Source organism: Coriobacteriia bacterium (assembly GCA_031292615.1).
GTDB lineage: Bacteria > Actinomycetota > Coriobacteriia > Anaerosomatales > JAAXUF01 > JARLGT01.
Genome location: JARLGT010000072.1, coordinates 1 through 24,289 on the forward strand (window position 1 = coordinate 1; position 24,289 = coordinate 24,289).

The 24,289-nt window shown below is 65.4% G+C and carries 39 protein-coding genes; 33 read left to right on the forward strand and 6 right to left on the reverse strand.

Translation table 11 applies throughout. The features are described from left to right. Nucleotides 1-240 precede the first annotated feature (240 nt). The 5 genes from P4L93_06450 (at nucleotide 241) to P4L93_06470 (ending at nucleotide 3,413) form a co-directional block, all read left to right on the forward strand. Nucleotides 241-900: a 2'-5' RNA ligase family protein gene (locus tag P4L93_06450; GenBank protein ID MDR3686576.1), complete on the forward strand. Its 660-nt coding sequence runs from the start codon at nucleotides 241-243 to the stop codon at nucleotides 898-900. Next, the gene (locus tag P4L93_06455; GenBank protein ID MDR3686577.1) at nucleotides 881-1,822 is read left to right on the forward strand and encodes an HAD family hydrolase; all 942 of its coding nucleotides are present in this window, start codon (nucleotides 881-883) and stop codon (nucleotides 1,820-1,822) included. Before P4L93_06450 ends, P4L93_06455 begins: the two co-directional genes overlap by 20 nt. Before the next feature lie 115 nt (nucleotides 1,823-1,937). Next, on the forward strand, nucleotides 1,938-2,393 hold the full coding sequence (locus tag P4L93_06460) for a hypothetical protein (GenBank protein ID MDR3686578.1): 456 nt from the start codon (nucleotides 1,938-1,940) through the stop codon (nucleotides 2,391-2,393). Between the two features lie 223 nt (nucleotides 2,394-2,616). Continuing rightward, complete coding sequence (locus tag P4L93_06465; GenBank protein ID MDR3686579.1) at nucleotides 2,617-2,829, forward strand: hypothetical protein; 213 nt, start codon at nucleotides 2,617-2,619, stop codon at nucleotides 2,827-2,829. Beyond that, on the forward strand, nucleotides 2,826-3,413 hold the full coding sequence (locus P4L93_06470) for a hypothetical protein (GenBank protein ID MDR3686580.1): 588 nt from the start codon (nucleotides 2,826-2,828) through the stop codon (nucleotides 3,411-3,413). The genes P4L93_06465 and P4L93_06470 overlap by 4 nt, the downstream gene beginning before the upstream one ends. A 134-nt stretch (nucleotides 3,414-3,547) precedes the next feature. Here the strand turns inward: P4L93_06470 and P4L93_06475 are convergent, their stop codons facing one another. Next, entirely contained in the window at nucleotides 3,548-3,892 is a 345-nt protein-coding gene (locus P4L93_06475; GenBank protein MDR3686581.1) for a YciI family protein, read from the reverse strand. 204 nt (nucleotides 3,893-4,096) lie between these two features. Here P4L93_06475 and P4L93_06480 point away from each other — a divergent pair, with 204 nt between their 5' ends. Next, nucleotides 4,097-4,675 (forward strand): VanZ family protein, encoded by a 579-nt coding sequence (locus P4L93_06480; GenBank protein MDR3686582.1) that lies wholly within the window; start codon nucleotides 4,097-4,099, stop codon nucleotides 4,673-4,675. 90 nt (nucleotides 4,676-4,765) lie between these two features. Further along, nucleotides 4,766-5,335, forward strand: a complete 570-nt coding sequence (locus P4L93_06485) for a hypothetical protein (protein ID MDR3686583.1) — start codon at nucleotides 4,766-4,768, stop codon at nucleotides 5,333-5,335. Nucleotides 5,336-5,765: 430 nt separating this feature from the next. On the opposite strand, the gene P4L93_06490 is transcribed toward P4L93_06485, so the two are convergent. Further along, on the reverse strand, nucleotides 5,766-6,230 hold the full coding sequence (locus tag P4L93_06490) for a phage tail protein (protein MDR3686584.1): 465 nt from the start codon (nucleotides 6,228-6,230) through the stop codon (nucleotides 5,766-5,768). Between the two features lie 355 nt (nucleotides 6,231-6,585). Here P4L93_06490 and P4L93_06495 point away from each other — a divergent pair, with 355 nt between their 5' ends. The 3 genes from P4L93_06495 to arr all read left to right on the forward strand — a co-directional run bounded on the left by P4L93_06495 (nucleotide 6,586) and on the right by arr (nucleotide 8,307). After that, nucleotides 6,586-6,987: a hypothetical protein gene (locus P4L93_06495; protein ID MDR3686585.1), complete on the forward strand. Its 402-nt coding sequence runs from the start codon at nucleotides 6,586-6,588 to the stop codon at nucleotides 6,985-6,987. 224 nt (nucleotides 6,988-7,211) lie between these two features. Then, complete coding sequence (locus tag P4L93_06500; GenBank protein ID MDR3686586.1) at nucleotides 7,212-7,724, forward strand: hypothetical protein; 513 nt, start codon at nucleotides 7,212-7,214, stop codon at nucleotides 7,722-7,724. A gap of 127 nt (nucleotides 7,725-7,851) precedes the next feature. Then, the gene (gene arr / locus P4L93_06505) at nucleotides 7,852-8,307 is read left to right on the forward strand and encodes an NAD(+)--rifampin ADP-ribosyltransferase (protein MDR3686587.1); all 456 of its coding nucleotides are present in this window, start codon (nucleotides 7,852-7,854) and stop codon (nucleotides 8,305-8,307) included. A gap of 79 nt (nucleotides 8,308-8,386) precedes the next feature. Here the strand turns inward: arr and P4L93_06510 are convergent, their stop codons facing one another. Continuing rightward, the gene (locus tag P4L93_06510; protein MDR3686588.1) at nucleotides 8,387-8,731 is read right to left on the reverse strand and encodes a VOC family protein; all 345 of its coding nucleotides are present in this window, start codon (nucleotides 8,729-8,731) and stop codon (nucleotides 8,387-8,389) included. A gap of 244 nt (nucleotides 8,732-8,975) precedes the next feature. Between P4L93_06510 and P4L93_06515 the strand changes: the two genes are divergently transcribed. The 4 genes from P4L93_06515 to P4L93_06530 all read left to right on the forward strand — a co-directional run bounded on the left by P4L93_06515 (nucleotide 8,976) and on the right by P4L93_06530 (nucleotide 11,291). Continuing rightward, nucleotides 8,976-9,383, forward strand: coding sequence for a DUF1801 domain-containing protein (locus P4L93_06515; GenBank protein ID MDR3686589.1), 408 nt, complete (start codon nucleotides 8,976-8,978; stop codon nucleotides 9,381-9,383). Between the two features lie 96 nt (nucleotides 9,384-9,479). Beyond that, on the forward strand, nucleotides 9,480-10,037 hold the full coding sequence (locus tag P4L93_06520; protein MDR3686590.1) for a hypothetical protein: 558 nt from the start codon (nucleotides 9,480-9,482) through the stop codon (nucleotides 10,035-10,037). 106 nt (nucleotides 10,038-10,143) lie between these two features. Then, nucleotides 10,144-10,647 carry a GNAT family N-acetyltransferase gene (locus P4L93_06525; GenBank protein ID MDR3686591.1) on the forward strand — a complete coding sequence of 168 codons (504 nt, stop codon included), beginning with the start codon at nucleotides 10,144-10,146 and terminating at the stop codon, nucleotides 10,645-10,647. Then, nucleotides 10,623-11,291, forward strand: a complete 669-nt coding sequence (locus tag P4L93_06530) for a hypothetical protein (protein ID MDR3686592.1) — start codon at nucleotides 10,623-10,625, stop codon at nucleotides 11,289-11,291. Before P4L93_06525 ends, P4L93_06530 begins: the two co-directional genes overlap by 25 nt. A 56-nt stretch (nucleotides 11,292-11,347) precedes the next feature. Here P4L93_06530 and P4L93_06535 read toward each other — a convergent pair whose 3' ends face one another. Next, entirely contained in the window at nucleotides 11,348-11,743 is a 396-nt protein-coding gene (locus P4L93_06535) for a DUF1801 domain-containing protein (protein ID MDR3686593.1), read from the reverse strand. A 245-nt stretch (nucleotides 11,744-11,988) separates the two neighbouring features. On the opposite strand from P4L93_06535, the gene P4L93_06540 reads away from it, so the two are divergent. The 6 genes from P4L93_06540 (at nucleotide 11,989) to P4L93_06565 (ending at nucleotide 15,746) form a co-directional block, all read left to right on the forward strand. Further along, the gene (locus P4L93_06540) at nucleotides 11,989-12,894 is read left to right on the forward strand and encodes an SDR family oxidoreductase (GenBank protein MDR3686594.1); all 906 of its coding nucleotides are present in this window, start codon (nucleotides 11,989-11,991) and stop codon (nucleotides 12,892-12,894) included. A 141-nt stretch (nucleotides 12,895-13,035) separates the two neighbouring features. Further along, complete coding sequence (locus P4L93_06545) at nucleotides 13,036-13,434, forward strand: DUF1801 domain-containing protein (protein ID MDR3686595.1); 399 nt, start codon at nucleotides 13,036-13,038, stop codon at nucleotides 13,432-13,434. A 334-nt stretch (nucleotides 13,435-13,768) separates the two neighbouring features. After that, nucleotides 13,769-14,149: a hypothetical protein gene (locus P4L93_06550; GenBank protein ID MDR3686596.1), complete on the forward strand. Its 381-nt coding sequence runs from the start codon at nucleotides 13,769-13,771 to the stop codon at nucleotides 14,147-14,149. Nucleotides 14,150-14,268: 119 nt separating this feature from the next. Then, on the forward strand, nucleotides 14,269-14,703 hold the full coding sequence (locus P4L93_06555) for a hypothetical protein (GenBank protein ID MDR3686597.1): 435 nt from the start codon (nucleotides 14,269-14,271) through the stop codon (nucleotides 14,701-14,703). Nucleotides 14,704-14,775: 72 nt separating this feature from the next. Beyond that, nucleotides 14,776-15,282: an N-acetyltransferase gene (locus tag P4L93_06560; protein ID MDR3686598.1), complete on the forward strand. Its 507-nt coding sequence runs from the start codon at nucleotides 14,776-14,778 to the stop codon at nucleotides 15,280-15,282. Between the two features lie 83 nt (nucleotides 15,283-15,365). Further along, entirely contained in the window at nucleotides 15,366-15,746 is a 381-nt protein-coding gene (locus P4L93_06565; protein ID MDR3686599.1) for a hypothetical protein, read from the forward strand. Nucleotides 15,747-15,800: 54 nt separating this feature from the next. Here the strand turns inward: P4L93_06565 and P4L93_06570 are convergent, their stop codons facing one another. Further along, complete coding sequence (locus P4L93_06570) at nucleotides 15,801-16,190, reverse strand: hypothetical protein (protein ID MDR3686600.1); 390 nt, start codon at nucleotides 16,188-16,190, stop codon at nucleotides 15,801-15,803. Nucleotides 16,191-16,424: 234 nt separating this feature from the next. Between P4L93_06570 and P4L93_06575 the strand changes: the two genes are divergently transcribed. The 7 genes from P4L93_06575 to P4L93_06605 all read left to right on the forward strand — a co-directional run bounded on the left by P4L93_06575 (nucleotide 16,425) and on the right by P4L93_06605 (nucleotide 20,349). Continuing rightward, a complete protein-coding gene (locus P4L93_06575) occupies nucleotides 16,425-16,826 on the forward strand; it encodes an aspartate 1-decarboxylase (GenBank protein MDR3686601.1) in 402 nt (133 codons plus the stop codon). A 111-nt stretch (nucleotides 16,827-16,937) separates the two neighbouring features. Next, complete coding sequence (locus P4L93_06580; protein MDR3686602.1) at nucleotides 16,938-17,441, forward strand: O-acetyl-ADP-ribose deacetylase; 504 nt, start codon at nucleotides 16,938-16,940, stop codon at nucleotides 17,439-17,441. Between the two features lie 121 nt (nucleotides 17,442-17,562). Further along, nucleotides 17,563-17,976: a hypothetical protein gene (locus P4L93_06585; GenBank protein MDR3686603.1), complete on the forward strand. Its 414-nt coding sequence runs from the start codon at nucleotides 17,563-17,565 to the stop codon at nucleotides 17,974-17,976. Nucleotides 17,977-18,158: 182 nt separating this feature from the next. Then, a complete protein-coding gene (locus tag P4L93_06590) occupies nucleotides 18,159-18,698 on the forward strand; it encodes a hypothetical protein (protein MDR3686604.1) in 540 nt (179 codons plus the stop codon). 86 nt (nucleotides 18,699-18,784) lie between these two features. Then, the gene (locus P4L93_06595; protein MDR3686605.1) at nucleotides 18,785-19,252 is read left to right on the forward strand and encodes an SAM-dependent methyltransferase; all 468 of its coding nucleotides are present in this window, start codon (nucleotides 18,785-18,787) and stop codon (nucleotides 19,250-19,252) included. A gap of 82 nt (nucleotides 19,253-19,334) precedes the next feature. Then, nucleotides 19,335-19,742 carry a protease inhibitor I42 family protein gene (locus P4L93_06600; GenBank protein MDR3686606.1) on the forward strand — a complete coding sequence of 136 codons (408 nt, stop codon included), beginning with the start codon at nucleotides 19,335-19,337 and terminating at the stop codon, nucleotides 19,740-19,742. A gap of 43 nt (nucleotides 19,743-19,785) precedes the next feature. Beyond that, nucleotides 19,786-20,349 carry a GNAT family N-acetyltransferase gene (locus tag P4L93_06605; GenBank protein ID MDR3686607.1) on the forward strand — a complete coding sequence of 188 codons (564 nt, stop codon included), beginning with the start codon at nucleotides 19,786-19,788 and terminating at the stop codon, nucleotides 20,347-20,349. Here P4L93_06605 and P4L93_06610 read toward each other — a convergent pair. Beyond that, complete coding sequence (locus P4L93_06610; GenBank protein MDR3686608.1) at nucleotides 20,346-20,942, reverse strand: NlpC/P60 family protein; 597 nt, start codon at nucleotides 20,940-20,942, stop codon at nucleotides 20,346-20,348. The two genes, P4L93_06605 and P4L93_06610, sit on opposite strands and share 4 nt — an antisense overlap. A gap of 167 nt (nucleotides 20,943-21,109) precedes the next feature. Between P4L93_06610 and P4L93_06615 the strand changes: the two genes are divergently transcribed. The 6 genes from P4L93_06615 to P4L93_06640 form a co-directional block, all read left to right on the forward strand. After that, on the forward strand, nucleotides 21,110-21,415 hold the full coding sequence (locus P4L93_06615) for a DUF1294 domain-containing protein (protein MDR3686609.1): 306 nt from the start codon (nucleotides 21,110-21,112) through the stop codon (nucleotides 21,413-21,415). Between the two features lie 169 nt (nucleotides 21,416-21,584). Beyond that, a complete protein-coding gene (locus P4L93_06620; GenBank protein MDR3686610.1) occupies nucleotides 21,585-22,295 on the forward strand; it encodes a class I SAM-dependent methyltransferase in 711 nt (236 codons plus the stop codon). A 137-nt stretch (nucleotides 22,296-22,432) separates the two neighbouring features. Beyond that, nucleotides 22,433-22,696 carry a hypothetical protein gene (locus tag P4L93_06625; protein ID MDR3686611.1) on the forward strand — a complete coding sequence of 88 codons (264 nt, stop codon included), beginning with the start codon at nucleotides 22,433-22,435 and terminating at the stop codon, nucleotides 22,694-22,696. Nucleotides 22,697-22,733: 37 nt separating this feature from the next. Continuing rightward, nucleotides 22,734-23,231, forward strand: a complete 498-nt coding sequence (locus P4L93_06630; GenBank protein MDR3686612.1) for a hypothetical protein — start codon at nucleotides 22,734-22,736, stop codon at nucleotides 23,229-23,231. A gap of 69 nt (nucleotides 23,232-23,300) precedes the next feature. Continuing rightward, nucleotides 23,301-23,504, forward strand: coding sequence for a hypothetical protein (locus P4L93_06635; GenBank protein MDR3686613.1), 204 nt, complete (start codon nucleotides 23,301-23,303; stop codon nucleotides 23,502-23,504). After that, nucleotides 23,501-24,289, forward strand: a 789-nt coding sequence (locus P4L93_06640; GenBank protein MDR3686614.1) for a hypothetical protein, incomplete at its 3' end; no start/stop codon positions are given. The genes P4L93_06635 and P4L93_06640, both read left to right, overlap by 4 nt.

Below are 24,289 nucleotides of genomic sequence, written 5' to 3' on the forward strand. Positions count from 1 at the left end.
GTATCTTTCGTGTGAGGTGATCTGGCGATACTTCGGCATCGGTTCCCCTGTTCTTGGAGGAGGAGAGGAACTGGGAGTGTCCCAGATTGCCTCACCCCCGCTCCAGGGGGAGGGCGTTGCACTTAGTATCTGAATTCGCGGGTGCTAACAAGCGCATCGAGCGGACGCCGCGAGCGCTATCCTGATGGCAGCGCCGGAGCGCCGCTCATGCGCAAGACGTTAGCAGGACACGCACTCGCCGTGAGTTTCGAGGAGAGGAACGGCCACGTGACCTCAATCGCAATCGACGTGCTGCTAGATCCAGATGCCGCCACCGTTGAGAAGGCGCGGGCCGCGAACGCTCGGCTGCGGGGGGACTATCCGAGCGGTTTCGCCCTCGATGGCAATCACGCGCCGCACGTCACCATCCTCCAGCGGTTTGTGAGGACGGAGGACCTCGGCGAGGTCGCGAATGCTGTGGCCGAGGTGCTGCGTACAGAGGAGTCGTCGAACTGGGAGAGCAATGCGGCGGGCTACTATGACTTGGCGTACGAGAATCTCGGCTTGGTGGGAATCGTCATCGAACCGACGGAGAATTTGCGTCGACTTCAGCAGAGGATCATCGACACCGTTGCTCCGTTCGCTTTGGAGACGGGGACAGGCGAGGCCTTCGCGCCCCGCCCCGATGGCGCAGCGATCGGCCAGCCGACAGTGGATTACGTGAACACCTTCGTCGGTCCCCGCACCGGCATGAACTACCACCCTCATCTGACCGTCGGTATAGGCACTCGTCACTTCGTTGACGCTCTGAAAGCGGAGCCATTCGAGGCGTTCACCTTCCGTGCAGAATCCGTGAGCCTCTACCAAGTGGGTGATTTCGGTGTCGCACAGAGGAGGCTCTATGATCTCCACCGCCGCTGATCCGCTACCCTCGTGGAACGATGGCCCCACTAAGCAGGGCATCCTCGCGTTCGTCGCCAAGGTGACAGACGAAGCGTCACCCGACTTCCTGCCAGTGGCAGAGCGCATCGCCGTGCACGACAACGACGGCACTCTTTGGCCGGAGAACCCGATGCCGTTTCAGGCAGCGTTTGCCATCGACGAACTGAAACGGCGCATCCGCACCGAGCCCGACCTCGTTTCGGATCCCATGGTGCAGGCCGCCTTGGCCGGCGAGCTCGCGGTGCTCCTGAAAGGCGAGCACTTCGCTGGCCTGATGCGGGTCTTGGCACTCACCCATGCGGGGATGACGACAGATGACTTTCGTGACGCGGTGGAGGAATGGTTGAAATCGGCCAAGCATCCGCGGTTTGGCAGGTCCTATGACGCGCTCACCTATCAGCCCATGCAGGAACTCCTCCGCCATCTGCGCGCCAACGGCTTCAAGAACTTCATCGTTTCCGGTGGCGGCGCGGACTTCATGCGTGTGTGGGTGGAACGCGTGTACGGCATACCGCCGGAGCAGGTCGTCGGCTCAGCGGCGCGGACTGAATTCGCGCTACACGAAGAGGGACCGGTGCTGACGAAGACACTCGACCATCTGTTCGTCAACGACAAAGAGGGCAAACCGGTTGCGATTCACCAGTCCATCGGCCGGCGGCCAATCATATGTTGCGGCAACAGTGACGGCGACCACGCGATGCTGCAGTACACCACGATCAACAACCCGCGCCCTAGTCTCGGCCTCATCGTCCACCATACTGACAGTGAACGCGAATACGCGTATGACTGCGAGACGCAGAGCACCGGCACGCTTGTCGAAGCCCTCAAAGCGGCCCCAAACCGCGGCTGGCTGGTTGTGGACATGAAGCAGGACTGGAATGCTATGTTCCCGACTGAGTAGAGGGAGTCCCTGCTAACAAACGGATCAACCTGACTCGCTTCGCTCGCAGGTTATCCGTCAGACGTTGTACGGAACCACTGGACTCCTTGGTGGGCTACAACTGAGGAGCGAGCTCTTGGCCCGCGCAAGCGACCTGCCACTGGGCAGAGACACTGAACCGACGCGCAGACGCGTGCGCTTCAGCGACGCTTTGTGGATAGTGGCCGCGTTCGTGTCATGGCTCGTGGTGCTGCTCTGGTTCCCATTCCTGACACATGCCACGCTGACGCGTTTCAGCGCAGGGGCGTTTCGTCTCGCGGTGTTCGAGGGTGCTGCGATCGGCGTCAGCATCTTCTTGGCCGTGCGCTTCGGCGGAGCGCCGCGATTCGTCTGGATCGGTGTGGCGATTCCAGCGCTCCTGGCGATAGGGATCTTGGGTGTGCTCCTCGTCGCGCCCGACTCGCCAGCTCAGGCACTCGGCTTGGGCTACTACATCTACGGCATCCTTCTGCCGTCGGCCGTCTGTTGCGTCTGTTCCTACCTTGGTGCCGGCCTGCCACGTCGTACTCCCGATTGGGGCCGCGACGACTGAGACTCGAAGACCTGCGGCATCGGGTTCGTCCAACAAGGGGATCGAGCTGACGCCGCGAGCGCTATCCTGATGATTGCGCCGGAGCGCTGCTCATGCGTAACACGGCTCCATCGTCGAGCTCATCTTACTGGGTGTCATCGGAGCGGTTCTCGGCGCCCTAGCGGCACGACGTTCGCGGCCTAGGCTGCTGGCGTCCATCGGCGTCGCGATCGGAGCGCTCGGGGTGGCGGTCGCGGCGTGCGCCGCCGACTTCACGCTGGCGGTGTCGTATGGAAACGACGCAGGGTTGACCAAGCCGCCGCTGTGGGTGGACCTGATTGCGACGACGGCCTTCAGTGTTGGGCTCGCCGCGCTCCTTTTCGGTATCGTGGAACTCGGGGCCGCGGTGTGGCGCAACACGTTCGAGAGACACGATGACTGCGAGGGGATGCTGTGAGCAGCGACCAACTACCCGTCGGCGGCTTTCGCTCGGCTGTGCTCATCTCTCTCATCGCCACAGCGCTTCTTGGCGCTGCGGGATGCGGCGCAACGACGTCCAAGACGCAGTCACGTCCGGTCAGCGTCCAGACTCCGGTAACGCGACCGGCGACCGCCGACACCTCCGCCGACGATTCCGACGATGCGACGGAGGCCCCCACGCCACGGGCCGACCCCCGTCAGCTCGACCGCCTCGATGCCGATCTCGCACGGGCGATCGCGAGCGCAACGCCCACGATGTCACCTGATGCTCTCGACGCGCACATCCGCAAGGTCACCCAGGCCCCATACTCGATGATTGTTGCGCCGTACGATCCCAAGGCGCAGCCGGACTCCGAGGAGTTCGGCAAGAGATGGGTCGCCGGCTACGGGACCGACGCGGCGATCACGGAGGAGTTCGAGGGGATCGTCCACGACTCCCGTGGGAAGCCGCATCGCGATTTCGACCCAAGCCTCATCGGCGAGCCCCTGTACTTTGCCGGGCGCCCCGTGCGGGTCCGCGGGCGTGCTGGGTACGTGCTCGTGGCTCGGACGGCGAGGTAGCGGCCGCGCGCGTGCTCTCGAACAAGCGCATCGAGCGAACGCCGCGAGCTGATACGCGGGGGCCGCAAGCGGCGAGCGTCGCCTAAGCGCAACACATTCGTGCGAGCAACTCCACGCGGATGCCAGCATCCACCTTACTGCGATGGCGGCACGAACAGGGGGCGCACCTCCACGGCTCCCTCACGAGTCGCGGGGTTGAGGGCGGCGATCCGCAGCGCGGAGTCCAGATCAGGGGCTTCCAGCACGTAGAAGCCGGCCGCCACCAGATTGTCCGCGCCCAACATCGGGCCATCGCTGACGGCGCCTCCGCGTATCGCCCGGGCGGTCGTGCTCGGCTGGAACGCGAATCCGACAACGATGTTCCCGCCCAGTTCGCCCACCTGTGACGGATAGGCGTTTAGCGATTCGAGGTAGTCGGGTGTGAGCGCCATGGGGTCGGCGGGTGCAGGCGATATAACGAAGATCCCGTACTGCGGCATTTCGTCCTCCTCGGTTGGGCTGTGGGGTCTACGTACCCAAGCGAATGCGCGGTCTGCAGGCAGGCCCGACGAGTTGCCGCGCTGACAGCCGCATCGAGCGGACGCCGCGAGCGCTATCCTGATGCAAGCGCCTGAGCGCCGCTCATGCGCGGCACGGCGGACAGGGTCGAGCACTCGTTACCGCTTGCAACCGGGAGAACCCAATTGGATCACGCTCGACTCCTGCTACTGGCTCCGGTCCTGCTCGTCTATCTCGGCTTCCGGGTCAGGGCGGGCATGCGCATGCGCGATGCAGCCCTGTGGGCCCTGCTCGGCGTCTATGCCCTCTGGGCAGCGGGCTTGTTGTTCTTTCCCTGGGTGATCGATCCCGTTTTGCGCGAGTCACACCGGGTCGACTCGATGCGCTACTGGGTCAACTTGGTGCCATTCGCCACGATCTGGCCCCAACTCCACGGCGCCGGCTCGTCCCCGCTCCGGCAGCTTGTGGGCAACTGCGGGCTGCTCTTCCCCCTCGGGCTGCTCGGACCGCTCGTCATGCCGTCGCTTCGCAGGGCCGGGCGCCTGGCCCTGGTCGCCCTCGCGGTGTCCGTCGGGATCGAACTCTTGCAGTTCGCCGGAACGCTTTCGCACTTACTTCTGCGTTCCGCCGACGTCGACGATGTGATCCTGAACGTCGCCGGCGCGCTACTCGGCTGGCTTGTGTGGGCGGCGTGCTCGGCCTTGTGGCGGCGCATCGATTCGGGGTTCGCAGACGACGAGGGCGCACGCGATCCGTCCAACTAGCGCATCGAGCGGACGCCGCGAGCGCTATCCTGATGCAAGCGCCTGAGCGCCGCTCATGCGCAACACGTGACCTACGGCCATGGAAGTGAGATGGAAGGCGCAGTGCAAGAGCCTCGGCCAGATGCCTTGGCGTTCGTCGGAGAGGGCGAGCTGCGCCCAGACTTCAACCGGGTGAACTGGGCTGCCACCGCTTTCGCCCCCTTCTGGTCGCTGGGCTACGGCCCCGCACCTTGGGGTCGCATCATCTGGGCCGTGCTGCTGGTGCCGCTCGTCGTCGAGAACGTGGTCCTGCTGTTCATCGGGGTCCCGCAGTTCGACGTCGTCCGACATGTTGTGGACGCGATGTACTCGGTCGTCATCCCAGTTCTCGCCGCCTACTACGGCTACAACGTTGATCGTTGGCTGTGGGGCCGCGAGCACCAGCGGATCGTCGAATACCCGGACCTTCCGGCGAAACTGATCCCGCTCAACAAGTACCGGCGGTCCCGACTCTTCTGGACGCGAATCTGGCTCGGGCTACTTGCCCTCGGCTTGGTTGCGGACACCGCGCTGCTGGTGACTCGGGCAGCCACTTGGCGCGACCTGACTCCGTCCCTTGGGTTCGTCGTGCTGGCAATCCTGCTTGCGCTGGACGTCAGGCGTCGCCGGCAGCCGGCGTAGCCGACGAGCGCATCGAGCGGACGCCGCGAGCCCTATCCTGATGCAAGCGCCTCAGCGCTGCTCATGCGCAACACGTTGGAACGGACCGAAAGGCCGCGACCTTGGATCTTGCGCGGGCGTTTCAGCGGGTCGGTCTGGCGCTGCTCTGCATCGGCGTTGCGTTGCGCTTCACGAATCCCGCGCGACGTGGGCCGTGGCGCACTCTCGCGTTCTTGGGGGCCACGACCGCCCTGCTCGGAGCCATCCTTTCTCCGGCTTGGCGAACCCTCTGGCTGGTTCAGAATCCCACCGCGGCCGTCGGTCTGCTCGCCGGTGTCGCCGCGCCCTTCCTGCTTGCCCTAGCGCTCACCTTAGCTTGGCGCTGGGCGCAGAGTCGCAGGCGGAGGCCATAGGCCTTCTGCGGCACCTGTGCAACCTGAGTCATCGCGGGTTAGTACTCGCCTTTGATCACGAAGAACGAGCCCCGGATCGTCCCGGCGAGCTTTGACTTCTGTCGGGCGAACTTGAACTTGCCCTCCAGCTCCTCGGGGACCTCCATCCCCTCTGAGAGCTTGAAGCCGACGGCGCGCTTCTTGGGATCATCGATCGAGTACATGACGTTGACCGCAAGCCCGTCCTCATAGAACACGTAGGCCATCCGGATGCCCTCGACCTCGAATCGTGACGTCTCTAGAGGCTTGGCCGCGAACTCGATGTCACGCTCCTCCTTGAGGATCCGATTCACGTACTCCAGCGTGTCCTGGCTCTCACCAGCCGGCACCACCGAGAAGGCGTGCTTGTACTTGTTCATGAAGTAGCGAGCCTCGTTGGCACGCAACCCGGCGAGCGCCTCGGCAACAGGTGAAGACTCCAAACCTGCTGTCGACACGTTCTCGAAATCGACCACGTTGGTCATGCCTGTCCCTCCCTTTGGTTCCAGAATCGATTCGCATTGAGGTTCTATTTGCCCAATCGAGGATGTTGGGCCGGCCCGGGCCTGCACGGCACGCGCGTTGAGCGACTTGCAGTTGCTCTCCGTTGATGCATCCCGCTCTTCTGCCGAAGGCCCCTCGCCACTCCTGCGCGTGGCACGGCCCTGAGCCAGCGCCAGGCGCATCGAGCGAGTGCCACGAGCGCTATCCTGATGAGAGCGCTGGAGCGATGCTGATGCGCAAGACGCTGAACCGGCGATGCGCCGGCAGGGGGACTCGCCTGCAAACGCGAGATTTGAGGGGATTGCGATGCCTAGCAGTGGACTGAGGGCGAGTGGTTTGACGATCGTACGGTCTTTGGTCGTGGTCCCGCTCATCGTGGCGTGTGCGCTTGCTGGAGTCGGCGTCGGGTGCACGCCCGCGCGGCCGACGCAGGGAACGGCCCCGTCGGCCGCGACACGGCCCACCTTATCTCGGGAGACGACGCAGTCCATCAAGGCCCAGATTCAGCTCAGGATCGCGCAACGCGAAGTAGTCGCGGGAGAGATCAAGGCGCTGGAAGCTCAGATCGCAGCGGGTTCTGAGAGCTCTGACACGCCGGCCGGTGGTGCCAAGATCGAGGCCATGCTGGCGCAGCGGGGGGTACTTGCAGCCCAGGTCGACACGCTGGACACAGTGATCGAGGCGGAGGTGGAGCGCTACGACGCCTTGCAGCCGTCGGCGCCGATCGCCAAGCCGTAGTCTGCGGATCACTGTCCAAGCGCGTGGAATCACTCCATGCCTATAGGGCGGCCATCCCGCACGCGCATCGCCTTAGCGCTCCTCATGCGCAACACCTTGCGCGCAACCGTTTGGGACCTCGCCGTCGCGCTTCGCGCGGACGTCATGGGCGACACTACCGTGTGAGCGTCGGAGGGCCGCTCATGCGCAAAGAGTTGGGCAGACGTAGGAGGGCGGGTAAGGCCGTGATTCTCCCCAAAGACCGTGACCCCCGCTTCATCACGATTCGCCGGGGCGGAACGCTCACTGACGCCGACCATCGACTGCTGGCTTTGTGGGCGGCCGCGTGCGCGGAGCACGTCTTGCACCTCTTCGAGTCGGCGCAGCCCTCAGACCCGCGGCCACGACGAACAATCGAGAGCGCTCGCGCGTGGGGCCGAGGCGAGGTCACGATGTCTCAGGCACGCGCGGCGGCCGGCGCTAACGCTGCGGCGCGAGAGCTGAGCGGCGCCGCTCGGCACGCCGCCTACGCGGCCGGCCAGGCAGTAGCCGTCTCCCACGTCGCGGCACATGAGCTCGGGGCCGCTGCCTACGCGATCAAGGCCGTGCGAGCCGCCGCAGCTCCCGCTGAGGAAGAGCGGGCCGGCCGGCTCGAGTGTCAGTGGCAGCGCGAGCAGCTGCCGGAGGCCATTCGCGACCTCGTACTTGACGACCAACGGTTGCGAAACGACATCTGCTGGTCGGTGTTCGACTGCTGACGAGCCATCAGCGTGTGCCGGCGACGTCCAGCGAGCGCATCGAGCGGACGCCGCGAGCGCTATCCTGATCAGAGCGCACGACCGCCGTTCGCGCGGCACATCGGGCACATCGTCGAGGGCTGTGAGCATGAGCGACCAAGATTGGATTCCGGTCACCTTCGAGCACTGCGACCACATCGGGGGGCCCTTCTACCACGGAACGAAGTCCGTGCTGAAGGTGGGCGATGAGCTTCTCCCGGGTTTCGGATCCAACTTCCAAGAGGGCAGGGTCTCCAACAACATCTACTTCACTGCCCTGGTGGACACCGCCGCCTGGGGCGCGGAGCTGGCGACGGCACTGGCGGACGGTGAGGACCGCGGACACATCTACATCGTCGAGCCGCTGGGCGCGTTCGAGGACGACCCCAACGTCACCAACAAGAGATTCCCGGGCAATCCAACCCAGTCGTATCGCACCCGGGAGCCGCTTCGAGTCGTCGGTGAGGTGGAGGACTGGGAGGGCCACAGCCCCGAGCTGCTTCGGGGAATGCTCGACCATCTAGCACAGCTCCGAGAGCAGGGGCTGGACGTTATCGAGGACTAGGAACTGCGCGCACACGACTGCAGGCCCGTTGACGTTGTCCCGGCCGCGGCACGGCGCCTGCGATACGCCGGTGTTGCGCTCAGGGTGTCTGCGCGAGTCCGATCATGCTGCCCTCGGGGTCGGACAGCATCGCGATCTGCTTGCCGCCCCCAACGCTTCGCACGTCCTCGACGAGGTCGGCACCCAGGCCTGTGAGCTCGTCGACCGCCGCACGGACGTCGTCGACCTCGAAGAACGGCGTCGCGCCCGTCATCCCGCGATCCCCGCCGGTGGGGTCGATTCCGACTTGGATGTCGCCGATCTGGAATCCCACGTAGTACGGCTCGTCCACGAAGGGCTCCATACCGAGCAGTTGGGTGAAGAGCCGTTTAGTGGCGTCGATGTCGGAGGTCGGGAACAGGATCGTCTTCATGGCAGCGCCCATGTCGGCTCCTATCGTTGGGCCCGTTGCGATGTGCAGGTGGCGAGGGCCGTCGCTACCTGGGTCAGTTCATGAGTTCCCTTCACGTCCCCGAGTGCAAACTGGCACGGGACCCGCTCTCAACGCGGGCCATGGCCGTCATCGGACAAGCACTCGAGCTGATGCGACCAGCGCTATCCTGATGAGCACGATGGGCGCCGCCGCTGCGCAACATGTTGGAGCGAACGAACCGTGATCCGGAGGGCTGATGCCGAACCCCAGCGAACTGATCGATGCCATGATTGCGAAGACGCCGGACTGGCGCGGGACGACCTTGGCAGAACTGCGTAGGATCATCCACGACGCCGACCCTGAGATCTCCGAGGAAGTGAAGTGGATACGGCCCAGCAACCCGATGGGCGCGCCGGTCTTCGAGCACAACGGGATCGTCTGTATCGCCAACATCTTGAAAGAGAGGGTCAGGCTCAGTTTCCCCGCGGGTCTGAGCCTGCCGGACCCACAAAAGGTCTTGAGTGCAGTGTCCGAGGGTAACAAGACGCGGATCCTCGACCTTTACGAACACGATTCGATCAACGAGGACGCCCTGAAAGATGTCATCCGCGCGGCGATGCGGCGCAACCTGGCCAAGCCGTCGGCCGGAAGGCGGGAGCGCTAACCTGATGACCGCGCCAGAGAGCGTCTGCGAGCAAGGCGTTCGTTGCTCGCGCGGAACCGCTTGCGGCATCGCACTAACCCAATCCTGAGGACAAGAATGCCGGGTCATGAGTCTAGGTACTTCACCCTGACCGTGGAGTCGCTCAGGGCGATCGGCGGCTGGGCGGCGGAGTGCGCCGAGCGCGCTTTGCCCGCGTTCGAGACGCGCGCCGGCTTCGATTCACGCCCTCGGGCAGCGATTGACGGAATCCGGGAGTTCGCCAGCGGCGGTAGGCGTGTGGCTCGGCTGCGCACGCTTGCTACAGAGGCGAATGCCGCGGCGCGAGAGGTCGGCGACCCAGCTGCTGCTGCCGCTGCCCGGGCCGCTGGCCTTGCTGCGGCGAGCGCGTACACGCACCCGCTCGCGGATGTTCATCAGACGAAGCACATTGTGGGGCCGGCAGCCTATGGCGCGCTGGCATTGGAGCTCGACGGCGCCGACGATTCGAGTGTGGGTGAGTCAGAGGTGCGCTGGGCGATCGACCATGCGCCCGCGCTGGCACGCGAGGTCTTGCTGCAGATGCCCGCTCGTCAGGCGGGCAAGGCCCGGCTCGAGACGCTCCTCTACGAGATCGATGCGGGAATCCGTGCTCGGCGTTCGCAGCGAGACGTCTAGTAAACGCGTCCAGCGGACCTTGCTGGCGCTATGCTGATGCGAGCGGCGGAGTGCCGCGCACGCGCAGCACGTAGGACGATCAGTCACGCTCCCCGGGGGAGGCGTCGTGGACAGTTTCGAGGTGGTCGAGGGCTACATCCCAGGGTCGCTCGGGCGGTCGGCCTCGTTGCATGGATCCTACTACCACGAGCACTGGGGTTTTGGCGTGTACTTCGAGGCGAAAGTGGCTACGGAACTGGCCTCCTTCCTCACAGCATACGTACCTGGCCGCGACGGGTTCTGGACCGCTTCGGTTGACGGCCAGGTCGAGGCCTCGATCGTCATCGACGGATCCGACGCATACGGAAAGGGCGCTCACCTGCGCTGGTTCATCGTCTCGGACCGCCTAAGGAGCAAGGGCGCGGGCCGCGAACTGCTTGGCACGGCGATGCGGTTCTGCCGAGAACGCCAGTATCCCGCCGTCTACCTCTGGACGTTTGGCGGGCTGGACGCCGCCCGTCATCTCTACGAGCGCGAGGGGTTTGCGCTGAGCGAGGAACGTCCGGGCACTACGTGGGGAGTTGAAGTGCTCGAGCAGAGATTTGAATGTCTTCTGCCTTCTTCAACCTAGCCCGGGCGTCGGACTGGACGCTTGCGAGCGCTATCCTGATGGCAGCGCCGAAGGCGCCGCCTATCCGCAATGCGCCGGCCAGATGGGGGAGCAGCGTGCGTCTCGTGACCATTACCTGTTGTGTGGCTGCACTCGGTGTGTTGCTCGTCGGGTGTACGGGGGCGTCGTCTAGCGCGTCGACCACCCACTCGGTCGTGCGTGCCGTCCTGCCTGGATCGAGCATCACACTCAACAACGGTCTGCGGCTCACGATCCCGGCGGGGTGGGCGGCCACGCTGAGGGAAGGCTCGGTTCCAAACGACCCTCTACAGGCCGATGAGTACCTCGTGCTCGACAACTGGAGGGCGCAGAGCGGTCCGAAGTCGGTGCTGATCTTCAGCACTCCGGCAAAGGCGCTTCCCATCCCAACGATGAATGCCTACGGGCGGGACACCTTCGTAGCGTTCGGTGAAGCATCGGGCACCACGCTGTTCCTCGGGAGGGCCGGAGGCGTCTACGCGCCGCAACGCCTGATGGCGGCTCAGACACGCGTCCCGGGCTCCGAGCTGGGCATAGTGTTCTTTGCTGGCGACCCGCACGACCCATGGCAGTCGCTGCGCACCGACGTGAATCTCTTCAGGATTCAAGGAATTGGCCTGCGGTGAGTCGTGGGTGAGCGTCCACTAGTCTGCGCGTCGCGGTGCTCGGCAGGTGAGAGAGTCTAGCTCACGGCCTTCTTCACGAGCGCGCTGACGGTCGCCTCTTCTGCGGCGGTCACCTCGGTCAACGCGAACGCGACTGGCCACATGTGGCCGTCGTCGAGGTTCGCCTCGTGTTGGAACCCGAACGTCGCGTACCTTGTCTTGAACTTCTGCGCGCTCTGGAAGAAGCAGAGCACCTTGCCGTCTTTGGCGTAGGCGGGCATCCCGTACCAGAGCTTCGGCGTGAGCGAGGGCGCGTTCGCCTTGATGATCGCATGGAGCCGCTCTCCGATCGCGCGGTCTGATCCCGACATCGCCGCAATCTCGGCAAGCACCTGTGCCTCGCCGTTGGCCTTCTTTGCGGCCGGTTTGGCGCCGTGCTTCGTTGGCTCTTGCCGCGCTTCGTTCTCAGCCATGCTGACTCCCACTCCTGTTCACGGCTCTTGACGGCCACACGCCTGTCGCTATGCGGTCCCGCGATAGGGTGCCACTTCGGCGCGTATTTGTGCTTGTCCCCGGCCGTTTCCGGCCCCAAACGACCCGGTCCTCGCCCTCCACGCGCCCGCGGGCATCCCGCAACCGCATCGTGGGGCACTCGCGAGCGCTATCCTGATGTTCGGCCCGGGCGCTGCCGGGCTCCCAACAACTGGAGGTCCCTCTGATGCGTGTATTCGTCACCGGCGCGTCTGGCTTCATCGGCTCCGCCGTCGTTGCCGAGCTAGTTGCCGCGGGCCACGAGGTGCTCGGTCTGGCTCGCTCCGATGACTCGGCCGACGCGATCGAGGCAGCCGGCGCACGCGCGCGTCGAGGAAGCATCCAAGATCTCGACGGGCTGCGGGCAGCCGCGACCGAGTCGGATGGCGTCATCCACCTCGCGTTCAATCACGACTTCGCGCAGTTCGAGGAGTCGGCCCGAGCGGAGCTACGCGCTGTGCTGACGTTCGGCGATGCGCTTGAGGGCTCCGGTCGGCCCCTCGTCATCGCCTCGGGCGTGCTCGGGCTCGCGCCGGGCCGGGTCGCAACGGAGCGGGACCCGTTCCCGCCCGAGGAGATCGGTTCGCCACGGGCTCCGGCGGCGCATGCGACGCTCGCTCTAGCCGAGCGCGGCGTGCGGGCGGCCGTTGTGCGACTGGCTCCGTCGGTCCACGACTTGACCAAGCGTGGCTTCGTCGGCCGGCTCGTCGACATCGCACGCGACAAGGGCATCTCCGGCTATCTCGGCAACGGGTCCAACCGTTGGCCGGCGGTGCACCGACTCGATGCAGCGCGCCTCTTCCGCCTGGCGCTGGAGGACGCCCCCGCCGGCTCGATTCTGCACGGGGTCGCCGACGAGGGCGTGCCGATTCGCGAGATCGCCGAGGTGATCGGCCGCCATCTGGGCGTGCCTGTGGCTTCCATCTCCCCCCAGGAAGCAGGCGCACACTTCGGGTTTCTTGCTGGACCACTGGCCATTGACTCCAGGGCTTCGAGCTCGCTGACTCGCGAACTGCTGGGCTGGCAGCCGACCCATCCCGGGCTCATCGATGATCTCGACAACGGGCACTGGTTCGACAGCCCGTTGGCCTGAGCGTCGGCTTCGGACGTCGTCCGGCCCCTTGGGTAGGAAGCATAGGAGCATTAGGCGGCCGAGCGTGGTGGAAAACGACGAACGTGACCGCTGCGATGGGCGCCCATTCGTCGACGCGCGGACCAACGAAGAGGAGCGGACATGGAGAAGAGCGGGTCGCAGGAGAGCAAGTCGCCTTCCGAGCTGATAGACCAGAGGATCGAAGAACTCGGCGACTGGCGAGGCGAGATGCTCAGCCGGTGCCGTGACATCGTCAAGGATGCCGAGCCGGAAGTCGTCGAGGAGTGGAAGTGGCGAGGGGTTCCGGTGTGGTACCACAACGGGATGGTCTGCACGGGCGAGACCTACAAGGACTACGTGAAGATGACGTTCGCCAAGGGGGCTGCTCTGGAGGATCCCTCGGGCCTCTTCAACTCATCGCTCGAGGGGAATGCACGCCGAGCGATCGACATCCACGAAGGCGAAGAGATTGACGAAGAGGCGCTGAGGGCTCTCGTTCGCAGCGCTGTGACTCTGAACAAGCCGAAGGCCAAAGGCTGACTCACTGACTTGGGGATGGGTTTGCTGAGCTGTCGGCCAACGGAACAGCCCAAGAGATCGAGTTCATGGTGGTGCTTCCGGTGAACCTGGTGCTCGCCTTCATGGTCTACAAAGAGAGTTTTGCCTCTCCTGGCTGATGGATTCTCGGCAGGCGCCACTCTGGGTGTGGCGGGCTGCTATGTGGCGAAGCCCCCAACGGCGCATCATTCGGATGTCGTCAGCGGTATTCTGATGCAGGTGCCGGGGCGGCGCGTACGCGCGATGCCTTCAGCAGGCACTAGACAGCGCGCTCGCTAGGTTCACCTCGATTCTCTCGACCGTCCATGGAGGTTCCTTGCACTGGCTGCAGCTCTTTGCCACCGTTCTCTACGTCGCAGGCTTGATCGGCTGTGGTGTGCTGGTCTGGCGGCTGCTCGAGGGTGGCTACCCGAAGCCACGGGCCATCCAGGCGGGTTTTGCGCTTGCGCCGGCCGCGCTGCTCGTCGGATTGCTACTGGCCGCCCAAGTCGTGCCGAGCTCCAACTTGTGGATGCTCACGGCGGTCTACGCTCCCTACTTTGCGTTCTCGGCATGGGCTCTGTACTTCTCGTTGTTCCTCCAACGTGGCGCAGAGCCGAGTCGGGCCGCCCTACGCGCCGTTCTCTGGACTGTCCCGAGCCTTCTCCTCACGCCGCTTGCCATCGGGATCTTGGAGTTCTTGCTCCCGCCACGCTGAGCCGCGAGAGGTCTGACCCCACGAGATGCGCGCCGAGCCGACACTGCAAGCGCTAACCTGAGAGCCGAAGCCGTGAGGCACACGCTGGTCGCAGGTCGCGAAAGAAGCGGGGAGGCTGCATGAATCGGGTGGCGCGGGTCTTCTTGATCGTGGTGAGTATCTTCAACAGCTTCGCCGGTCTGTTGTGTGGCCTTTTGCTTATCGCCGAGCCGGACGGCCGCCTCCTACAGATGGGTGCGCTCCTGCCGGTCGTGCAGACGTTCCCGCTTGCCGGCATCTTCTTTCGGGACTTCTTCTGGCTCGGGGTGGCGATGTTGCTTGCGCTTGGCCTTCCGAACCTCGTAGCGGCTGTGATGCTCTTCAGGAACAGCAACAAGCAGTACGTTGTGACGCTCTTCGCGGGGGTCGTTCTCGTGCTGTGGTGCAGTTTCGAGTTCATCTACATGTTCAACATCGCCGCAGTCGGGTATTTCGTGGTCGGAGTGCTGTCGATCCTCTCCTCCGCGTTGCTCGCCAGGCCGCAAGCGCAGGCGAGAGCCGAGCAGGCGTACTAAACGATGCCCCGCGGCGCTGTCGCCACGTCAGCGCTGGATTGCCGCCGATGCGCACCAGGTTGGGAGACCGCCGTGACCTTCGAGGGGACCGTACGGCCCGAGCGTGCCGGTGATGCCGCCGCGATTCGCCGAGTGCATGCGGCAAGCTTCCCGTCGGTGGGAGAAGCGTCCCTCGTGGGTTCGCTGCGCGACGCCGGCGACCTTACGGTCTCGCTCGTTGCGGTCGTTGACGATGAGGTAGTGGGACACATCGCGTTTAGCCCCGTTCGCACGGGCGGCGGTGACGTTGGGCTCGGCTTGGCGCCCATCGCCGTGCTGCCGGAGAATCGTCGTCAGGGTGTCGCCTCGGCACTCATTGTGGCGGGATTGGCCGCGTGCGTGACAGCCGGGTACGGTTGGGTCGTTGTGCTTGGCGATCCGAAGTTCTACGCGAGGTTCGGCTTTTCGGCAGCCGCTGAGTTCGGTCTCGAAGACGAGTACGGCGGTGGATCGGCGTTTCAGGCGATCGAGCTCATTTCAGGCGCTCTGCCGCGTCGCGCAGGACGTGTGGGATACGGACCCCAGTTCGCCGCACTCTAGCGGGTAGCGTCTAGCGAGACAGCGCACGCCCGGCCGCCCACAAGGTCGTCGCGGCCGGGGTGCAAGGATTCCTGGAGGATTCGGTGGCTTGGCTCCCACTGCCGCAGTTGATCGTCTACGTGGTCGGGCTTCTCGGCTGCTCGATGGTCGCGTGGCGCTTGATGACCGGATGGTTTGATGCCGATTCGACGCGGCAAGTGGGATGGGCTTTATGTCCGGGGGCTCTGATCGGTGGACTGCTGATCACGTCGCTAGCGATTCCCGATTGGAATCCCATTGCGATCCTGTGGCTGTTTCTGCCCTACTACGCGTTTGCCGCCTGGGCACTCTTCTTTTCGCTACTGGTGCGTCGTGGACGCGAGCCATGGATCGCCGGTCGGCGCGCGCTCGTGTGGACCGTTCCGAGCCTGCTGCTCGTGCCGTTCGTCGTCGCGGCGTTGGTGCTGCTGCTGGTGGTGCGCTGAGCCACTGACGCATGCGGCCCGCGCCACCCGTCGAACGGACCCCTGGCGGCTCTGTCAGGCGCCGACGTGCTTGGCGAGCTGGCCGTCGAGATCGCGAAAGGTGACCCGGCCGTCTTTGACGTTGTAGAGCAGCGGGATCGCTCGCATCTGCTCGAGCATCTCAAACGACGGATTGCCCGCCTCGGCCGACGGTAGTACCGCGAATCGGGGAGGCATTCCTTCGACCCACGAGCCGGAGCCGCGGTACATCGACCGCGCCAGCTCCCCGGCGTCGTCGTCGAAGTGGAAGAGTGCCCGGGCGAGATCGTTTGCCCCGATGATGTAGAGATCTTGGGCGAGCCCCAGGGTGTCGCTTGCCACGCGGTGCCCCCGGGCGGTCAGCTCCGCACGCAGCGCATCACGCACTGCCGTCAGACCGGCCGAGCTACCTGCGTTGCTGCTCATGCGCACTACCCGCTTCCGTGTTGCCGGAGCACGTCATCTGCTTCGGCAAACGACCGTAGCACACTCGGGGCAACCGCCGAGGAAGCCAGACGGTGTCGAGTGGACGGTGCGGCGGCCCCCCGCATGGCTCGGCCTCTGGGCCGAGGCGTGGCATCTGACGTGCTACGCTCATTCGCCACAACACCTTGCAACCGGGATCCGACCACGTTGGCGGGTACTCGGAGGGGAGCTTCGATGCGACGCAGAATGCTCGGCGGGAAGATCCATCGCGCTACCGTCACCGATGCGTGTCTGGAGTACGAGGGAAGTGTCACCATCGACCTCGACCTGCTTGATGCTGCCGGCATCCTGGCCCACGAGGCCGTCGAGGTCTGGAACGTCACGAACGGCGCTCGCCTGACCACCTACGCGCTTGAGGGCCCGCGCGGGTCCGGAATCGTGTGTGTCAACGGCGCAGCGGCGCACCATGTGAGTCTTGGCGACATCGTGATCCTCGCATCTTTCGTCGACGTCGATGACACCGAGGCACGCGGTTGGCAGCCGAACGTCGCGTTCGTCGACTCGGCGAATCACCTCGTGCAGGTGCGCCCAGAGCGCCTTCCCTGTGGGAGTTCGACCTCGCGCTCGTCGACGTGAGATGAGAGCAGCAGGCGGCGCCCCGAGCTAGAATCGGCCTAGTAAGCTTGGGTGCAGCTTCGCAGTTGGATCGGCGGATCGGGGGGCGCGGCGGTGGGTATTGCAGGTCGCATGAGCGTTACCCGCGGCGACATCACGCAACTGCCGGTCGACGCCATCGTGAATGCGGCGAACGGCTCGCTGCTGGGCGGCGGCGGTGTGGATGGCGCGATTCATCGAGCCGCCGGTCCGGGGCTGCTCGAGGAGTGCCGCTGCCTGGGCGGATGTGCGACGGGCGAAGCACGCATCACTGGGGGCCACAACCTTGCGGCTCGGTACGTCATTCATGTCGTCGGTCCCGTGTATCGCGACGGGCACGCAGGCGAAGCGGCGCTACTGCGATCGGCCTACACCTCCGCGCTGCGACTTGCCGAGAAGGCAGAGGTCGGCTCGATCGCCTTTCCGTGCGTCTCCACCGGCGTCTACGGCTACCCCAAGGCCGACGCCTGCGCAATCGCAGTTCAGGCCGTCTCGGACTGGATCGCCGATCACGAACTGCCGTGTGAGGTGGTCTTCTGCTGCTACGGCGCCGAGGACGAGGCGCTCTATCGCCAGCGGCTCGCGCAGATCGGCTAGCAAGAGCCGACGTGGTTCGGGAGCCGGGACGGGGAGTGCAAGCTACAATCGTGGGGACATGGCTGCACGCCCAATGGGACACGTGGCGAGCTCCCAACGCGGATCGACCCGTGGAGGCACCTTGCATTCCAGCTTGACGCTCCGGTTCAACCTGATAACGATCGGCGCATGCGTTCTGGTGGCAGCGGGGACAACGACGCTCCCCGGTGCTTTCCCGATGCTCGCTTGGGCCGTTGCTGCGGTGTTCGGCGTGGTTGCGGGCGACCTCCAAAGCAGGAGCATTCGCGCGTCGAGTCAGAGCTTCAAGAGCGCGCGCACTGCGCTTGAGGTCCGCGAGGCACTCATGTCAAACGGGCCGGGCCGTCTCACCGTGGCAATCCAGTGGGTCTTGCTACCCGTCCTTCTCGGCATGGCCTGGTGGAGCGGCAACATCGTCGCCGGAGCCCTCGGCGGGTACGCGCTGTTCATGGCCGTTCGCGATCTCGTGGCGCTGAGAGCAGTCGTGGGGCTGACACCGGCGGAGTCGCGCGGCTAGAGCTCGGCATGCGAACGACCGGGTTTGGCGACGGCGAAGCTTAGGCTCGGGCTCCAAACCAACATCGCTCGGGGCGTCCAGCGCTACACTCGTTCAATCGCGCAACGGCACGTCAGCAGACAACCTGCGGCCGTATATTGAGAGTGGCCGGGCTGACGCAGCCTCGGCCAACCGGAGGACACATGGGTTTCCTTTCGACCGGGCACAACCTGGTGAACACGCTTGCCGTTCTGATCTTCATTGCGCGTCTCGGCGACATCGGAAGCACGTACCTCGCGACACCGACGCTCAAGATGGAGTCCAATCCGCTTATGCGCTTCGGCGGCTGGAAGCTGGCGGGCCTCACCGTGCTCGCGTGCCTCATCCCGTACTACGACGCCCAGCTCGGGCTCACGATGCTCGTGCTGTCGCTGCTCGTTACCGGCTCCAACCTCTCCAAGGGCTGGCTGATGCGAGCGTTGGGCGAGACGGACTACCAGGCCATGATCCGATCGGCGGCGCTTCGCAGCTCCTTGCCGGCAGCGCTTGGCTTTACGCTCGGTGGAGCTGCGAGCGTGTGGTTCGCCGGTGCGGTGATGATGTTCGCCTCGGGCGGTTCGGATACGTGGGCCTACTGGGCGGCATCGGGGGTCGCGCTTTACGGGTTGGCGATCGGGATCTACGGGGCGATCTCAACGGTCAAGCTGTTCCGAGGCCTTGCGGCATCGACGCCCCTGACCTAGAAGCCACACGGCGCTGCCCGGAGGCTACAATCGCTGAAGCGCCGGGCGCGTTGATGCACGGCACGGGGCAGACGGTAGGAGGAACCGTGTTCGAGGTTGAGCCGATCGGTTACGTCAGAGGCAGTCGAACGACGCCCGTCGACGACTTCTGGGGCGGGACTCGCTGCACCGTCGAACTCGCCGAGGGAGTCCCATCGGACTCGCTGGACGGCATCGAGGAGTTCTCCCACCTCGAGATCGTATTTCTCTTCGACCGAGTCGAACCGGGGAAGATCGTCAGCGGTGCGCGACACCCGCGCAACAACCCCGAGTGGCCGCTTGTGGGCATCTTCGCGCAGCGCGGAAAGAATCGCCCCAACCGGCTCGGCTGCACTATCGTGCCCCTGATCGCGCGCGAGGGCCGCTCAATCGTCGTGGGCGAGCTCGATGCGATTGACGGCACTCCCGTGCTCGACATCAAGCCGGTGTTTGCCGACTACCTGCCCAAGACGCCCGTCGTGCAGCCGGAATGGTCGCTCGAAATCATGAGGGCGTACTGGTCGACGCCGGATTAGCGCAGTCAAGACACGGCCGTACCGGGGCTACAATCTTGGTAACAGCGCGCCACGCCTGCGGCGAGCGAAGGGGAGGTCTCCGATGCTGAGATGGAAGAAGACCGGTGCGTTCATGGTCGCCTGCTTGGCTCTGGGCTCGGTTCTCTCGGCGTGCGCCCCAGGGTCTAACTCCCCGGTCGATCTGACGGCCAAGGACAGCGGCTCGAGGCAGACACTGGCCGTGGGCCAGCAGCTGCGCGTCACGCTCGACGCCAACCCGACGACGGGCTACCAGTGGTCGGTCGATGGCTCGCTTCCCGCGCAGCTCAAGCAGGTGGGCGACGCCGTGTACTCGACGCAGTCGACCGCCATCGGCGCGGGTGGCAGCGAGGTGTGGACGTTTGTTGGGGCTGCCTCTGGGACGGGGACCATGAAGCTCAAGTACTGGCGGTCCTTCGAGCCCACCGCAACGCCGGTCAAGGTGTTCGAGGTGCAAGCCGACGTCCACTAGTCCGGCCGATGCCCCATCCGAGCAGACTATCGTGGAGGCGCACATGGGCGACTGGCCCGTACTTCGGACCGAGCGGCTCCTCCTGCGAGGCTGGTCCGACGAGGACAGGGCGGCGTTCGCCGCCATCAACGCGGACCCGCGCGTCATGGCGTTCCTCGGTGCGCCGCTGACTCGCCAGCAGAGCGACGCGTTTGCCGACCGTATCGGCGACAAGTTCGAGCAGCAGGGTTTCGGGCTTTGGGCGGTCGAGGTTCTGGGCGGGGCGCCGTTCATTGGATTCGTGGGGCTCAACATCCCTGTGTTCGATGCGCCATTCATGCCGGCGGTAGAGATCGGCTGGCGCCTCGACCCTGCCTTCTGGGGCCGCGGCTATGCGACACAAGCCGCGCGGGCGGTGCTGGATTTCGGCTTTCGCGCGGCGGGCCTCGAGGAGATCGTCGCCTTCACGGCCACATGCAACCTGCGGTCGAGAGCCGTGATGGAACGGCTCGGCATGACGATCGATCCGCGCGACGACTTCGAGCACCCGCTCGTTGAGGATGGGAGTCCGCTTCGGGCGCACGTACTCTACCGCATTCAGGCGCCAGAGGGTGGCGATGCTCGCTAGCGTTCGTCGGGTAGGCGGACGTGGCGATAGGTGAGCACATCGCCCGCGCGACGCAGGTCTGCAGCGAGCGGGTATAGCGTGACCTTGGGTGGCTGGCCGGGAGTACCGGTGCCGATGACCCAGCCATCGCCGGCGTACATCGTCACGTGCGAGACGCTGGACTTGCCTGCCCATCGGTAGAAGATGAGGTCGCCCGGCGCCAGGAGCCGCGTATCGGCAAGCGGCCTCTCGTGCGCGGCCTGGTTGAACGACCCGTCAGGCAGTTTCACGCCGCCCGCCAAGTAGGCCGCCTTGGTAAACCCGCTGCAGTCGTAGGCGCCGGGCCCTTTGGCGCCGTAGGTGTACGGCACGCCCAACAGCGAGTAGGCCTTGGCAAGGATGCGCTGGCGGTCGGTCGTCGGGCGGCTCGGCGCGCGGGGCGACGTAGCGGCCGCCACAGTCGGGGCAGCGACGCCTCGCCCGACCTGCGCGAGTGGCTCACACGCGTGGGGAGACGCGGCAAGCCACCATATGGCCGCGCCGCTCGATACCAGCGCGGCCGCCACCACCCACGCGAACCACGTTCGAGCTCTATGTCGATTGCGCTTGGCCATGGCTCGAGTCTGGCAGGGCGTCGCGATCGCGACTCGCGATGGCGACAACCTGTTGACGCTTTGCGACCGTCAGTCGGTAGACTGATTCGGATGCAGCCTCAACAACGGCCTGGCGCCCTGCACCGCATCGCCAGACCACAGCCCAGGGAGGGCAGCCAAGCGTGACGATGCTAGCCTCCGTAGGACCCGCTCTGCTGGCGGTGCTGCTTGTCTACGTTGCTATGAGCGCGGCGCTCTTCGCGATCTACGGCATGGACAAGTCCGCTGCCAGGAAGGGCCTGCGCCGTGTTCCCGAGGCGAGCCTGCACCTCATGGCCTTGTTGGGCGGTTGGCCCGGCGCGCTGCTCGGGCAAGGCGTGTTTCATCACAAGACGAGGAAGCAGTCGTTTCAGACGATATTCTGGTGCACCGTCGTGGCGAACTGCGCTGGGTTGTCTTGGCTGCTCTGGCAGCTATCCGGCTCGGCGCGCTGAAGAAGAGGGGCGACACGGCCGACGATGGGTTCCGTCGGCTCAAGCAGATCCTGCTGACGGATTTGGCCGCGCTGGCCGCGCATGACTCGACGCGCGAGCGCCCGGCCGCGCGCTCGTCAGGCCGGGCATCTACGAATGAGCGACACGCACACCGAGACCGGGGGAGTTCATGGCAGGCAAGTCGAGCGTTGAGCAGATCCGCGCCCGGTTCGATGGCGACGTCGAAAGGTTCTCGAATTTGGAGACCGGCCAGTCCGCGACGATGGACGCGCCACTCTCCCTCGAGTTGATCGCGGCAGCGGCCGCTGCTGCGACGCCCGGCGCCGCACGCGTGCTCGACATCGGCTGTGGCGCTGGCAACTACACGCTCAAGCTGCTCGAGCACGTCGGTGGACTCGACGCTATGCTCGTGGACCTCAGTCGGCCGATGCTGGACCGAGCCCTGGAGCGCGTAGGAGCGGCGACCACGGGCGAGGTCCTCGCGGTCCAAGGCGACGTCCGCGAACTCGAGCTTGGCCAGGGCGAGTTCGACGTCATCCTAGCGGCAGCGATCTTTCATCACCTGCGTACCGACGAGGAGTGGCTCGACGTCTTCGCTCGTTGCCGCCGCGCGCTGAGGCCGGGCGGCGGCCTGTGGATCTCGGACCTGATCTCGCATGACGAATCGTCGGTGCAAGCGCTGATGTGGGAGCGGTACGGCCGCTACCTCGAAGAGCTGCGTGGGCGTGAGTACCGCGACGAAGTTTTTGCCTATATCGAGCAGGAAGACACGCCGCGTTCGCTTACGTTCCAGATCGAGCTCCTACGGAAGGTCGGCTTCTCGAAGGTCGACGTGTTGCACAAGAACGGCTGCTTCGCGGCGTTCGGCGCGCTGGTCTAGCGGCCTGGTCCGACACCCTAGAGTGCGGCCGCGACTCGCGACACGGGACGCATCGCACGGGCGCCGTCGGCTACACTCGACTCATCGCACGCAAGATTGCTCCGCACGGGCACGGATTCGCCATCGAGGCGACGAGGGTGATGCGAGTGGCCGGGTACTCAAGAGACGAGGCGCTGGCGTTCGTCGACGCGATCCGCAGCATGCTGGCGGGCAAACCCGGGTTCAAGTGGCTCGTCGAGCGGCTCTCCGATCTCACCGACTACATCGAGACGACTGCTGCCGAGAACGAGCGGCTCAACGCATACGTGGACTCGATAGGTGCACGGGACGACTTCGAGCGCTCCCGCGGGGTGCCGGCTGAAGCCCAGCGCGCGGTGCTCGGCGAGCAACCGAAGAAGTGACGGGCTGCTGGGAGCGGGCTTGGTGGGGAAGTGCGACGTGGAGTTTGAACAGTATCGACAGAGCATCATCGACGAGGAGCGGCTGCACTTGCTGCCGGTCTTCTACTGGGTCTCAGGTGGAGTGACGGTGCTCGTGTCGCTGTACTTCCTCATCTATATGGCGTTGGGTGTGGCCTTCGTGGCGCTCCCAACCTTCGGCGGCGATTCGTCTTCCTCGGCGGTGGGCTGGATCTTCTTTGCTGTTGGAACGTGTGGCTTTCTGCTCATCGCCGCCTTCGCGACGCTGAAGATCCTCGTCGGGTTCTGGATTCGAAAGAGGAAGCACCGCATCGCATGTTTGGTCGTGGCCGGCATCTCATGCATCGAGATTCCGTGGGGGACGTTCTTGGGCGTCTACTCGTTTTCGACTCTGCAACGGCCTGCAGTGATGGCGCTCTTCGATGCGGCGGCATCCACAAGAGCAGGCTATCCGCCGCTGCCGCCGGGCGCCTACGCGCAGCAGGCGCCTGCGACTGCCGCCGAAGACGAGGCGTAGCATTGCGGTCACACGACGGACGGTTTGCCGCGTGACCCGAGGACAACGGTACGACAGAGTGGGTGCGAAATGGCGAGAACTCGTTCGTGGCTTCGATACGCAGCGATAGCCGGCAACGTGCTCTACGTGTTGTGGATGCTTCGCAATGGGCTGGAGGCGGGCTTCCGTGGTCGACCGGTCGAGGTCGCCTCGGTTGCGGGCCTGATCGTGCTGCTGGCTCTCAACACCGTGTTGCTTTCGGGCCGAGCGGACCCACCACACGAGTCGCCATGACGCGGCAGCCCGACGGGTTCCCGCCGCCAGCGGCCGACAGCTCGCGCGCCGACGCCGAGGGAGTGGCACGCGCGCTGGTGGCCGAGCTCGAGCGCGACCTTTCGCTCGACCAGCCGGCACAAATCAGCCGGCGCGTTGACGCGGCCGAACGCCTCGAAGCCTACCTGCTGGACGCGCAGCGATGCACCGATGGCGCGAACGACCAGAAAGCCGAGGCCTTGCGTCAGCGCGCACGCGCAATCCAATCGAGACTGCAGGCCGCAGACAGCCGACTCTTCGACTCGATCAGAAGCGAGGTTCGGCAAGGTCCGGGAGGCGTGCGTCTGGCCGAGTGGTGCGCCACCGACAGCGACTCCGCGACGACCCCAGTGCCGCCGCGAGGCCACGCCTACGACCACCTCGACGTGCTGGTGGCAGGAGTGTTGCGGTTCGACACTCCCGCCGAGGCACCCGGCCTGCCGCCTGAGATGGTGAGGTATCAACCCACGCCCGCACGCCACATCTTCGACCTGCTGTCGCGCGTGTCCCTGACCCGACACGACGTCCTCGTCGACCTCGGCTCGGGCCTAGGCCACGTGCCGCTACTCGCAGCAATCTGCACGAGCGCCCGCAGTGTGGGAGTCGAGCTGCAAAAGGCCTACGTCGATGTCGCGCGCCGGAGCGCCTCGGCACTCGGTCTGGTCGCCGTGACGTTCGAGCAGCAGGACGCCCGGCTGGCGGATCTGTCCGCCGGGACCGTGTTCTACCTGTACACACCCTTCACGGGGGCTATCCTTCGCTCAGTA